Source organism: Streptomyces sp. 15-116A (assembly GCF_025290915.1).
In the GTDB taxonomy this organism is placed as follows: domain Bacteria; phylum Actinomycetota; class Actinomycetes; order Streptomycetales; family Streptomycetaceae; genus Streptomyces.
Genome location: NZ_JAOCQE010000209.1, coordinates 1 through 11448, shown reverse-complemented (window position 1 = coordinate 11448; position 11448 = coordinate 1). Strand labels below are relative to the sequence as shown.

General features: G+C 72.6%; 11 protein-coding genes. 8 read left to right on the top strand and 3 right to left on the bottom strand.

Going from position 1 to position 11448, the window contains the following annotated elements; genetic code table 11:
- Nucleotides 1-128 precede the first annotated feature (128 nt).
- Entirely contained in the window at nucleotides 129-1094 is a 966-nt protein-coding gene (locus tag N4P33_RS26065) for an SEC-C domain-containing protein (protein ID WP_260829210.1), read from the top strand.
- A 244-nt stretch (nucleotides 1095-1338) separates the two neighbouring features.
- Here the strand turns inward: N4P33_RS26065 and N4P33_RS26060 are convergent, their stop codons facing one another.
- Together N4P33_RS26060 and N4P33_RS26055 are read right to left on the bottom strand one after the other, a co-directional pair.
- A complete protein-coding gene (locus tag N4P33_RS26060) occupies nucleotides 1339-2004 on the bottom strand; it encodes a hypothetical protein (protein ID WP_260829209.1) in 666 nt (221 codons plus the stop codon).
- A gap of 58 nt (nucleotides 2005-2062) precedes the next feature.
- Nucleotides 2063-2728 carry a bifunctional DNA primase/polymerase gene (locus N4P33_RS26055; RefSeq protein WP_260829208.1) on the bottom strand — a complete coding sequence of 222 codons (666 nt, stop codon included), beginning with the start codon at nucleotides 2726-2728 and terminating at the stop codon, nucleotides 2063-2065.
- A 618-nt stretch (nucleotides 2729-3346) separates the two neighbouring features.
- Here N4P33_RS26055 and N4P33_RS26050 point away from each other — a divergent pair.
- Both N4P33_RS26050 and N4P33_RS26045 read left to right on the top strand, forming a co-directional pair.
- On the top strand, nucleotides 3347-4747 hold the full coding sequence (locus N4P33_RS26050; RefSeq protein WP_260829207.1) for a PP2C family protein-serine/threonine phosphatase: 1401 nt from the start codon (nucleotides 3347-3349) through the stop codon (nucleotides 4745-4747).
- Between the two features lie 108 nt (nucleotides 4748-4855).
- Complete coding sequence (locus tag N4P33_RS26045) at nucleotides 4856-6322, top strand: aminopeptidase P family protein (protein ID WP_260829206.1); 1467 nt, start codon at nucleotides 4856-4858, stop codon at nucleotides 6320-6322.
- A gap of 12 nt (nucleotides 6323-6334) precedes the next feature.
- On the opposite strand, the gene N4P33_RS26040 is transcribed toward N4P33_RS26045, so the two are convergent.
- Nucleotides 6335-6799: an ATP-binding protein gene (locus N4P33_RS26040; protein WP_260829205.1), complete on the bottom strand. Its 465-nt coding sequence runs from the start codon at nucleotides 6797-6799 to the stop codon at nucleotides 6335-6337.
- 220 nt (nucleotides 6800-7019) lie between these two features.
- On the opposite strand from N4P33_RS26040, the gene N4P33_RS26035 reads away from it, so the two are divergent.
- From N4P33_RS26035 to N4P33_RS26015, 5 genes are all read left to right on the top strand, one after another.
- The gene (locus N4P33_RS26035) at nucleotides 7020-7844 is read left to right on the top strand and encodes a hypothetical protein (RefSeq protein WP_260829204.1); all 825 of its coding nucleotides are present in this window, start codon (nucleotides 7020-7022) and stop codon (nucleotides 7842-7844) included.
- Nucleotides 7845-8002: 158 nt separating this feature from the next.
- Nucleotides 8003-8770 (top strand): YcnI family protein, encoded by a 768-nt coding sequence (locus N4P33_RS26030; protein ID WP_260829203.1) that lies wholly within the window; start codon nucleotides 8003-8005, stop codon nucleotides 8768-8770.
- Between the two features lie 94 nt (nucleotides 8771-8864).
- On the top strand, nucleotides 8865-9530 hold the full coding sequence (locus N4P33_RS26025; RefSeq protein ID WP_260829201.1) for an SCO family protein: 666 nt from the start codon (nucleotides 8865-8867) through the stop codon (nucleotides 9528-9530).
- Nucleotides 9527-10006, top strand: a complete 480-nt coding sequence (locus N4P33_RS26020) for a copper chaperone PCu(A)C (protein ID WP_260829200.1) — start codon at nucleotides 9527-9529, stop codon at nucleotides 10004-10006. Before N4P33_RS26025 ends, N4P33_RS26020 begins: the two co-directional genes overlap by 4 nt.
- Nucleotides 10007-10031: 25 nt before the next feature.
- Nucleotides 10032-11448, top strand: a 1417-nt coding sequence (locus N4P33_RS26015) for a copper resistance CopC/CopD family protein (RefSeq protein ID WP_260829199.1), incomplete at its 3' end; no start/stop codon positions are given.

The following is an 11448-nucleotide window of genomic DNA, read 5'->3' as shown; positions in this document are numbered from 1 at the left end:
CATCCCCCCCCCCGCCCCACCCGAGTTGTCCACAACCCGGCGCGCTGTCCACAGGGTCCCCTGGGCCGTGGCGCGAACGGCTAGGCTCGCGCCCGTACGAGAAGAGCCGTAACCGGGAGACACCCACGATGGCCAAGAAGCGACCCCAGACGAAGGCCAAGCGGCCTCAGCTCACCGACGGAGAGATCCCGGTCGTCGGCGCCCGCGAGCCCTGCCCCTGCGGCAGCGGCCGGCGCTACAAGGCCTGCCACGGCCGTGCCGCCGCGCACGCCGTGACCGAGCTGGTGCACCGTCCCTTCGAGGGCCTGCCCGGCGAGTGCGACTGGGTCGCGCTGCGCGAACTGGTGCCCGCGGCCACCGTCGAGCTGACCCTCAAGGACGGCCTGCCGGAGGGCGTCCCGTCGGTCACCCTGGCCACCGTGCTGCCGATGGCCTGGCCCGCCCTGCGCCGCGACGACGGCTCGGTGCTGCTCGGCCTGCAGAACGACACCGCCTCCGGCGACATCAGCCGCGACCTCGCCGACACCCTCCAGCGCGCGCTCACGGCCGAGCCGGGCACGCCGGTGAAGGCCCGCCGGGCCCCCGCCGACGGGCCCCGGCTCCAGGATCTGCTGGACCCCGAGGGCGCGTTCGAGCCGGTGGTGCACAGCGGCTTCGAGTTCTGGGTACCGGACCCGGAGAACGCCACGCCGGACGTCACCGCCTCCCTGGAGCGCGCCAACGCCGCGGCCATCCCGACCGTCAAGCTGTCCGGCGTGGACGCCGCCTACTGGTGCGAGACCCCGGAGAAGAACCATCTGCGGTGGGTCATGCCGCATCCCGAGGAGCAGCTTCTGGACGCCTTGGCGCGACTGCACGCGGCGGGCCGCTCCTCCCTCGGCGAGGGCACCCGGCTGGTCGGCTCCTTCCGCGCCCACGGGCTCACGGTCCCGGTGTGGGACCTGCCGAGCGGCACCGGCGCGGACGACGTGGAGAAGCCCGCGGCGGAATTCGCCGAGCGGCTCGCCGCCGCGCTGGCCACGGACGCGCCGCTGACCGCCGACGAGCGCCGCGCGCGCGGCGGCCTGACCAACCGCCAGGTCACGCTGAGCTGAGCCGTGGCCGGGCGATCCGGTGCTGCTGACCGGTCGGTCAGCAGCACCGGCCCTTCGGCGAGGGCTCGTTCCGCGCGCAACTCCCGGTCCGGACAAGCCAATCGGTGACCGGAAACGCCGAGATCGAATTTGCTAACGGCGGATCTCTTGTTACCGTTCCAGTAGCCCGGTTGCTGGTGCATCCCCCGTCGCCAGCAACCGGGTCTTTCCGTGTCCGGCGCCGTTCACGCACCGCAGTCGGGCGTCAACTGCTCGTTCCCGACTGCGAGTTGCTCCCGGAGCGCAGCAGCAGCGGCCCCTGTCCGGCCCGCTGCGAGAACTCCGCGACCGCCATGTACCCGGCGAGGTCCGCGCGCCTGCGCTGCCGGGGTGTCTCGCAGATCGCCAGCTCGTCCCCGGCGTCGGCCGCGCACGGCATCCGAACGCTGCGACCACCGGGGCCCAGGAGCGCGAGGACGGCGTGCAGCGTGTCACCGGTGGCGTTGCGGTAGTACGTGCGCGCCCAGACGTCCTCGCCCTGGGCCACGACACAGGTCTGTGCCTCGATGCCGTCGGGCGAGGTGAGTTCGGGACCGCAGCGCACGGCCGTGGACAGGTGCAGTCCGCCGGGCGGCAGCGGGGAACCGGTGGCCTCGGCGCTCTCCGCCGGCGTCGGCGCCCTGCCGTCGTCCCGCGTGGACGGCCGTGCGGGGTGGGCGGAGTCCCCCGGGACCGTGGCCCGCTCCCGGCCGGACGAATGCGCCGGTTCCTCGCCGGCGCGCTTCATGCCGGAGGCGCCACGGGAGCCGCCCGGATCGGCGGCGGCCAGCGCCAGGGGCAGGACGACCGCGCCCGTCAGCACCACGCCCGCGAGGGCGAGCAGACGGGCTTTTCGGGAAGTCCGGGCGCGGCCCCCGGCATGACGCGGCATGGCCCCGGAACATAACGCCCCGGGGCGGCAGGCACGGGCGCGGCGCGCGACGGCACCGCTACATCTCCGGCGCGCTCACACCCGTACGAGTGAGGGCCTCGACCACCGCGTCCACCACGGCCTCGACATCGGGCACCCACGGCGAGGCCGAGCCGGGCAGCGGGGCGCGCTCCCAGCGGACCTCGCCCTGGCCGGTGCGGGACGGGGGCAGGGCGAGATAGCCGCCCTCGCCGTGGAAGCGCAGGGAACCGGGCACGAAGTCCTTGGCGTACAGCAGCTCGCCGAGCTGCTCCATGGAGTACGGCTTGACCAGGATCGACCAGCGGGTGGGTGCGGCGACGACCGGTCCGAGCCGGATCCCGAGGCGGTCGAGGGCGTCGAGGGCGTGGGCCGCGGGAAGGGCGGGCAGGGAGACGGCGCAGGGCGCCTTGCCCCCGGTGGCCAGGATGATGGGCGCCGCGGGCCGGTTGCTCCACCACCAGCGCACCATGCGCGCGTCGGTGGTGGCCGCGAGGAGGCCGGGGTCGAAGGGGTGGGCACCCGGCACCGTGCACTCGGGGTCGGGGCAGCCGCAGCGGGACCTGCCCTGCGGGTCCGCCGCCACGCCCGGGAGTACGGGCCACTGCCATCGGGTGGCGAAGGTCTCAGCCGCGCCGATCAGCTCAGGCTCTGAGTCGCGTCGCCGGGACAGGAGCCTGCGTCGCCTTCCGAGGATCTCGCGCATGAGCGCTCGTTCCTTTCCGTTGCACGCCTGGCAACACCGTGGTCCACATCACATCATGTGTCGATCACTTCACTGTGCGTACCTGTTGGCGCATCACACCCCTGCACCGGGCAAGGGGAACCCCTATGGGCCGAGCGTGGGCTGCCTCCGCGGCCGTCCACCCATACTGCGTCTACCAGAAGCACGGGCGTGGCGTGGGGTGGCGAAGTCTGGCGTTTGCCGTCGCGCGTATTTCTCTCCGCCTCCGCCACGGGAGGATGGGGCACGGTCGTCGGTGGTTAAGACGCCCGGGTCCGTCACCAGGTTCCCGGGTGGTCCCCAACCACCCCTGGCCTTCACCGAGTACGTACCCATCACGACCGTTGTGACGCTCCGTCGAGCAAGCCCAGTCGACCGCAAGAGGCCTTCCCCTGAGGCAGTTTCAAGCCAACTTCGTAATTCGGCAAGGGGTTCCCGGGGAATTCCCGTGGATCTCACGGACACCAGGAATCCCAGCAGGACAATGCTGGACATCTCCTCACGAGTGCGTGTACATGTGGAGCACTGCCGGCGACGCAGAATGACATGGGGGTTTGCGATGCTTTTGAGCAGTACGCACCGGTCGGAAAGCCGGACGCCATGAACGCCCCGCACCCTCCGAAAGTGGCCGGAATCGATTCAACGGTTCCCGCCCCCGCACACACTGTTGCGCCCGTCGCCGCCGGCGCCTCCCCGGCCGCCCCGCCGAGCCACCCGCACCCACCGGGCGCGGTGCTCCAGGACCGGCTCGCCGGATGGGTCTCCGACCTCACGACCCTGCACGAACTCACCGAACGCCTCACCCGCACGAGCACGCTCGACGAAGCGCTGCGGGAGATGCTGCGTGCCGGCGCCGCCCTGGTGGGCGCCCGGCGCGGACTCGTCGTCCTCGAACCCGCCGACCGTCTCGGCCCGGACACCACCATCGGCCTCGGCCTCGCCCGCGCGGATCTCGGCCACATGGAGACGGTGCCGCGCAGCTCCCTGTCGTACGGCAGGATCCTCGACGGTCTCCCGGGCGCCGACGACGGCATCGCCGAGCCCGACCTGTTCGCCGAGAAGGGCCTCGACCCGCGCCACCGCGAGGTCGCCGCCCGCCTCGGCTACGCCGCCAGCTACGCGCTCCCCCTGACCCCCGAGTCCGCGCAGCGCCTGGGCGCCGCGGTGTGGCTGTACGACGAGCCGGCCGAACCCTCCGAACGCCAGCGGCACCTCATCGGCCTGTATGTCCGCCACGCCGCCGAGCATCTCGCCCGCCTGGTGGAACTGCAGCGCACGCGCGCGTGCATGGCGACGATGACCGAGGAGCTGCTGCCCTCCCGGCTGCCCCGCGTCCCCGGCGTCCAGCTCGCCGCCCGGCACCGCACCTCCCCGCGCGGCGGCGGCGACTGGTACGACGCGCTGCCGCTGCCGGAGGCGGCGCTCGGTCTCGCCGTGGGATCCGTCACCGGGTCGGGGCCGAGCGCGGTCGCCGCGATGGGCCGGCTGCGGGCGTCCCTGCGGGCGTACGCGGTGATGGAGGGCGAGGACCCGGTCGCCGTCCTGTCCGACCTGGAGCTGCTGCTGCGGCTCACCGAGCCCGCCCGCTCGGCCACCTCCCTGTTCGGCTACTGCGAACCCGCGCTCCGCAAGATCACCCTGGCCGGTGCGGGGCACAGCCCCCCGCTGCTGATCGGCGAGCGCCGCACGGAGTTCGTGGAGACCTCGGTCTCGGCCCCGCTCGGCATGCTCGCCTGCTGGGAGGCGCCGAGCGTGGAGATCCACGCCGAGCCCGGAGAGACGGTTCTCCTCTACACCGACGGGCTGCTGCACCGCACCGGCGACCCCACCGACCGCGCGTTCGCGCGGCTGCACGCGGCGGCGGCCGGCGTCCCGAGGACGCTGCGGCGCGACCCGGACGCGATCGCCGACCACATCCTGCGCACCGTGCTCCCGGACGGAGCGGCGGACGACGCCGGCTCGGCGGAGGACGTCGTGCTGCTGGCGGCGCGGTTCGAGTAGCCCCGGTGTGAGGGGCGAGGTGACAGGCGAGGTAACAGGCGCTCACCTCCTGTGACCGTTTCGGCGCGACCGTACGATGGGGGACGGTCCAGTGCCGTATCGAGGAGGATGACCGTGGCGGAGGAGCTCACCCCGGAGACCCCGGAAGCTGAGTCTGAGGAGCCGATCAAGCAGCGCAAGAACGGCCTGTACCCGGGCGTGTCCGACGAGCTGGCCGAGAACATGAAGCGCGGCTGGGCCGACACCGAGCTGCGCGACCTGGAGCCGATCCCCCAGGCCGCCGAGACCGCCGCCCGCCGCGCCGCGCTGTCCGCGCGCTTCCCCGGCGAGCGCCTGGTGATCCCCGCGGGCAACCTGAAGACCCGCTCGAACGACACCGAGTACGCCTTCCGCGCGTCGGTCGAGTACGCGTACCTCACCGGCAACCAGACCGAGGACGGCGTCCTCGTCATGGAGCCCACCGCCGACGGCCACGACGCGACGGTCTACCTGCTGCCGCGCTCGAACCGCGAGAACGGCGAGTTCTGGCTCGACGGCCAGGGCGAGCTGTGGGTCGGCCGCCGTCACTCCCTCACGGAGGCGGAGAAGCTGTACGGCATCCCGGCGTCCGACGTGCGGGAGCTGGCCGGCGCGCTGCGCGAGGCCACCGGCCCGGTGCGGGTCGTGCGCGGCCACGACGCCGGGATCGAGGCCGCGCTGACCGACAAGGTCACCGCCGAGCGCGACGAGGAGCTGCGCGTCTTCCTCTCCGAGATGCGGCTCGTGAAGGACGCGTTCGAGATCGGCGAGCTGCAGAAGGCGGTCGACTCCACCGTGCGCGGCTTCGAGGACGTGGTGAAGGTCCTCGACAAGGCCGAGGCCACGAGCGAGCGCTACATCGAGGGCACGTTCCTCCTCCGCGCGCGCGTGGAGGGCAACGACGTCGGCTACGGCTCCATCTGCGCCTCCGGCCCGCACGCCACCACCCTCCACTGGGTGCGCAACGACGGCCCGGTCCGCTCCGGCGACCTGCTGCTGCTCGACGCGGGCGTCGAGACGCACACGTACTACACGGCCGACGTCACGCGCACGCTGCCGGTCAACGGCCGGTACACCGAGCTGCAGAGGAAGATCTACGACGCCGTCTACGACGCCCAGGAGGCCGGTATCGCGGCGGTGAAGCCGGGCGCGAAGTACCGGGACTTCCACGACGCGGCGCAGCGGGTCCTGGCCGAGCGGCTCGTCGAGTGGGGCCTGGTCGAGGGTCCGGTGGAGCGCGTGCTGGAGCTGGGGCTGCAGCGCCGGTGGACGCTGCACGGCACCGGGCACATGCTCGGCATGGACGTCCACGACTGCGCCGCCGCGCGGACCGAGACGTATGTCGACGGGACGCTGGAGCCGGGGATGGTGCTCACGGTCGAGCCGGGTCTGTACTTCCAGGCCGACGACCTGACGGTGCCCGAGGAGTACCGGGGCATCGGCGTCCGCATCGAGGACGACATCCTGGTGACGGAGGACGGCAACCGGAACCTGTCCGCCGCGCTGCCCCGGCGGTCGGACGAGGTCGAGGCGTGGATGGCCTCGCTCAAGGGCTGAGTCCGCGGGTGCCTACACCGCGATCAGCGGTGCGTTCTCGCGCCACTTGAGGATCTTGTCGAAGCTCACCACCGCGCCGCCCCTGCCGGGCGCGGTGTCGATGCGGACGTGGTCGGCGAGTTCCTGGATGAGGCAGAGGCCGCGGCCGTGTTCCGCGTCGGACGGGGCCTGACGGGCAGGGAGGCGTGAGCGTGCGCCGGCCCCGGCGGGAAAGCCGGGGCCGGCGTCGGCGACCTCGATACGGCACTTCTCGCCGTCCAGATAGGCGGTCACCCGGTACCCCTCCGAGAAGCCGCCCTGCGCGGTGTCCCCGCCGTGCTCGACGGCGTTGGCGCAGGCCTCGCTGAGGGCGACGGAGAGGTCGTAGGAGATGTCGGGGTCCACGCCCGCCGTCTCCATCGTGCCGAGCAGCAGGCGGCGGGCGAGCGGCACGCTGGCAGCCTCACGCCGCAGATGGAGTGACCACCAGATGCTCATGCTCCAGCCTCCCGGCCGCGGCTCGACATACCGTTACGTATTGCCCTGTGTGCTCACTTGTAAGCGTGAAGTTGACGTGATGCCGCCCATATGGCGGGTGTGTCGTGGAGCCGATCGGTGTATGCGGGGCGGTCGGTGACAGAGCTGACCTTCCGGTCGTACGTCATCTTGCGGACCTGCCGTACGACGGTCGTGGGGCCAGTGCGATGATTGGCCCGCCATGACTGCCCCCCAACCGCGCACGACGCGCACCGGACACGGGCTCCGGATCCTGCGGGCCGCGGTGTTCGCCGCGGTCTGTGTCGTGCTGGCCGGGGCAGGTCACACGGTCGCCTCCTGCTCCACCGTTCCACTGTGGACGCTGGGCGCGGGATTCCTCGCGGCGCTCGTCGTCGCGGTGCCGCTGGCGGGGCGTACGCGCTCGCTGCCGGGCATCGCGGCCATGATCGCGGCCGGCCAGACGGTGCTGCACGCGCTGTTCGGTCTCGGCCAGCACGGCGTGGGCGGGGTGCCCACCACGGGTTCGTCAGGGCTCTCCGGCACGGCACTGATCGAGCAGGCGGCGCGGCTCGCGTGCGGGGGCCCCACGGGGGCGATCAGCCCGGCGCAGGCGCGGCGGATCCTCACCGACGCGCGGGTCCTTCCCAGCACGGCGGACGCCCACGCGGGGCACGCCGCGGGGGACGCCCTGTCCTCGGCGGATTCCTCGGTGTCGCTGCTGCCGTCCCTGCCGATGCTGCTCGTGCACGTGCTCGCGGCCCTCGCCACCGGCTGGGTGCTGCGCCGCGGCGAACTCGCGCTGCTGCGGCTCACCGAACTGTCGGCGCACGGTGTCGCCGAGGGCGCGCTCATGCGGTCCCTGCGCGCGGCGCTTGCGCTGGTGCGCGCCCTGCGTGCCGGGCTCCCCGGCGCGCCGGAAGCCGCCTCGCGCACGCCACGCACCACGCTGCTCGCGCCCCCCGCGCTCCACACCACCGCACTCCAGCACACGGTGATCCGCCGCGGCCCGCCCGCCGACGGCACCGCGCTCGCGCTCGCCGCCTGAGACGGCCCCGGTTTCCGGAGGGACGCCTCGGCGTACGGCACGCGCGTGTGCGTCCGGTTCTCCGCGTGCGCCTCGGCCGCCCTCGTACGGGGGAGCCGTCCGCGTCCGCGTGTCCCTCACCGTCCGTGAAACCACAAACGAAGCGGAGTGCTTCTGCCATGAAGGCTTCCCGTATCGCCGCCGCCGGTGCCGTCGCCGGTGTCACCGTCCTCGCCATCTCCGCCCCCGCCTTCGCGCACGTCAGCGTGCAGCCTGAGGGCGAGGCCGCGAAGGGTTCGTACGCGGTCGTCGACTTCAAGGTCCCCAACGAGCGGGACAACGCCTCGACCACCAAGCTCGAGGTCACCTTCCCCACCGACCACCCGCTCGCCTCGGTGATGCCGCAGCCGGTCGAGGGCTGGGAGGCCAAGGTCACCAAGTCCAAGCTGGACAAGCCGCTCGAGCTGCACGGCAAGAAGATCGACGAGGTCGTCAGCAAGGTCACCTGGACCGCCGAGGGCAAGGGCATCGAGCCCGGCTTCTTCCAGAAGTTCCCGGTGTCCATCGGCACGCTGCCCGAGGACGCCGACGAACTCGTCTTCAAGGCCCTGCAGACGTACTCCAACAAGGAGGTCGTCCGCTGGATCGAGGTGCCGCAGGAGGGCCAGGAGGAGCCGGAGTTCCCGGCGCCCGTCCTCGCCCTGTCCGAGGCCACCGACGGCGGCCACCACGGCTCCTCGGACCACAAGGACGACAAGGGCGACCAGGCCGAGAAGGACGACGCCGAGGCCGAGAACGCCTCCGCCCAGAGCTCCGCCCACGGCTCCGAGGAGTCCGGCGACAGCACCGACACCACCGCCCGCGTCCTGGGCGTCATCGGCATCGTGGTCGGCGCCGCGGGCGTCGCCTACGGCGTGCTGGCCGGCCGTCGGCGCACTACCGCCTGACCCGCTCTCCCCTCCTCGGCGCGCACCGGGACCGGTCACGGCCCCGTGCCCTCCCGGTGCGCGCCGGAGCACTCACCTCCGGGACACCTTTTTCATGCTGTTCACACGCAACAAGACCCTCGCGGCGGCGGCCCTGCTCGCGGCCGCCACCCTGACCCTCACCGCCTGCGGCACCGACGACGGCGCCGGCGGCGACCCCGTCTCCGTCGTCTCCGAGGAGGCCGGCTCGCAGAAGGCGGCCACCCTTCTCGACAAGCCGTTCGAGAAGCCGGACCTCGTCCTGACCGACACGAACGGCAAGGAGTACGACTTCCGCAAGGAGACGGCGGGCAAGCCCACGCTGATCTACTTCGGCTACACCCACTGCCCCGACGTGTGCCCGCTGACGATGAACAACATCGCGGTCGCCAAGAAGCAGCTGCCCAAGGACCAGCAGGACAAGCTGCGGATCGTCTTCGTCACCACCGATCCGAAGCGGGACACCTCCGCCGCGCTCGGCACGTGGCTCAAGGGCATCGACTCCCAGGTCGTCGGCCTGACCGGCGACTTCTCCACGATCCAGGCCGGCGCCCGCACCCTCGGCATCTCGATCGACCCGCCGCGCAAGGACGACAACGGCAAGACCGTCTCCGACCACGGCACGCAGGTCATCGCGTTCTCGCCGAAGACCGACGGCGGCTATGTCCTCTACGGCGAGGACGCCACCGTGGAGGACTACACCAAGGACCTGCCGAAGATCATCGAGGGTGAGGCTCCGTGAGGCGCCTCGCGATCGTGGCCGGGGCCGTCGCGGGGGCGCTGACCCTGACCCTGGCGGGCTGCGGCGGTTCTGACTCCGGCTCCGGCTCCGATGCCGCTTCGGGCAAGGCGGAGCTGTCCGTCGCCGGCGCCTACATGCCGCAGCCGGTGTCGGACATGGCGGCCGGGTTCCTCACCATCATCAACAAGGGCGGCGCCGACGACCGGCTGACCTCGGTCAGCAGCGACGCCGCCGGGCAGGTCACCGTGCACGAGACCGTCGACGGCACCATGCGGGAGGTCGAGGGTCTCGACATCCCCGCCCACGGCGAGCTCGTCCTGAAGAGCGGCGGCAACCACCTGATGTTCGAGCAGCTGAAGCAGAAGCCGAAGGAGGGCCAGAAGGTCTCCGTCGAGCTGCGCTTCGCCCACTCCGACCCCGTCACGGTCGACATCCCGGTGAAGCCGGCCACCTACAGCCCGAAGCACGGACACTGACGGACACCGAGGGAGACGACCTCACGTGACCACCCAGACCATCGCCCCCCGCGTCCGGACCCTGGTGCTGCTGTTCCTGGCCGTCACCGGCGCGCTCCTCGCCGGGGCCGCGCCCGCCTCCGCGCACGCCGCGCTGACCGGCAGCGACCCCCGGCAGGGGGCGGTGGTCGACAAGGCCCCCACCCAGGTCTCGCTCACCTTCTCCGAGCCCGTCGCGGTCGGTGACGACGCGCTGCGGGTGCTCGACCCCAAGGGCAAGCGGGTCGACCAGGGCGATCCGGCCAACCCGAGCGGCACCACCTACTCCGTCCGGCTGCACAGCGGGCTGCCCGACGGCACGTACACCGTGACCTACCAGGTGGTGTCGGCGGACAGCCACCCCGTCGCCGGCGCCTTCACCTTCTCCATCGGCGCGCCCTCCGAGACGTCCGTCTCGGCGTCCGGGCAGGCGTCGGACGACGGGGTGGTCGGCTGGCTGTACGGCGCAGGGCGGTACATGTCCTACGCCGGGTTCGTGGTGCTCGTCGGCGGGGCCGCCTTCGTGCTGGCCTGCTGGCCGCGCGGTTCCGGCGTCCGGGCGGTGCAGCGGCTGGTCGTCTCCGGGTGGCTGGCCCTGACCGCGGCCACCCTGGCGCTGCTGCTCCTGCGCGGCTCCTACACCGGCTCCGGGAAGATCGGCGACGTCTTCGACCTGTCGCTGCTCGGTCAGGTGCTGCAGACCAAGACCGGCGCGGCACTCGTGTCCCGGCTGCTGCTGCTCGCGGCGGCGGCACTGTTCATCGCGGTGCTGTTCGGGGCGTACGACAAGCGGGAGGACGAGGAGAAGCGGGACCTGACCTTCGGGCTCTCGATCGGTGGCACGGTCGTGGCGGCCGGGCTGGCGGCCAGCTGGGCCATGTCCGAGCACGCCTCCACCGGGCTCCAGCCGGGCATCGCCATGCCGGTCGACGTCGTGCATCTGCTGGCCGTCGCCGCGTGGCTCGGCGGGCTCACCGCCCTGCTCGTCGCGCTGTATCGGGCACCGGCCGAGACGCCGGTCGACTCGGTGGCCGTCCAGCGGTTCTCGCGGCTCGCCTTCGGCAGTGTGATCGCACTGGTCGTCACCGGGATCTACCAGAGCTGGCGGCAGCTGGGGTCGTGGTCGGCGTTCACCGACACGCGGTACGGACAGCTGCTGCTGGCGAAGATCGGGCTCGTGGCGGTCCTCGTGGGGATCGCCTACGTCTCGCGGACGTGGACGGCGCGGCTGGCGGAGGCGCCGGCGCCGGCGAAGTCGGCGGCACGCCGGGAGTCCAAGGAGCCTGCGGGTGCCGTGTCGGCGGGGAAGGGCAGTGGAGGCAAGGGCGGCGCGGGGAAGGGCGGCGCGGCGCTGAGTGGTGCGGGCAAGAGCGGCGGGGCTTCGAGCGCGGCGGGCGAGAGCGGCGGGGCCTCAAGCGGGGCGG

Bases quoted from the DNA above. Each gene is read 5' to 3' on its own strand.
- N4P33_RS26065 (WP_260829210.1), top strand. From the start codon at position 129: ATGGCCAAGAAGCGACCCCAGACGAAGGCCAAGCGGCCTCAGCTCACC.
- N4P33_RS26060 (WP_260829209.1), bottom strand. From the start codon at position 2,004: ATGCCGCGTCATGCCGGGGGCCGCGCCCGGACTTCCCGAAAAGCCCGT.
- N4P33_RS26055 (WP_260829208.1), bottom strand. From the start codon at position 2,728: ATGCGCGAGATCCTCGGAAGGCGACGCAGGCTCCTGTCCCGGCGACGC.
- N4P33_RS26050 (WP_260829207.1), top strand. From the start codon at position 3,347: ATGAACGCCCCGCACCCTCCGAAAGTGGCCGGAATCGATTCAACGGTT.
- N4P33_RS26045 (WP_260829206.1), top strand. From the start codon at position 4,856: ATGACCGTGGCGGAGGAGCTCACCCCGGAGACCCCGGAAGCTGAGTCT.
- N4P33_RS26040 (WP_260829205.1), bottom strand. From the start codon at position 6,799: ATGAGCATCTGGTGGTCACTCCATCTGCGGCGTGAGGCTGCCAGCGTG.
- N4P33_RS26035 (WP_260829204.1), top strand. From the start codon at position 7,020: ATGACTGCCCCCCAACCGCGCACGACGCGCACCGGACACGGGCTCCGG.
- N4P33_RS26030 (WP_260829203.1), top strand. From the start codon at position 8,003: ATGAAGGCTTCCCGTATCGCCGCCGCCGGTGCCGTCGCCGGTGTCACC.
- N4P33_RS26025 (WP_260829201.1), top strand. From the start codon at position 8,865: ATGCTGTTCACACGCAACAAGACCCTCGCGGCGGCGGCCCTGCTCGCG.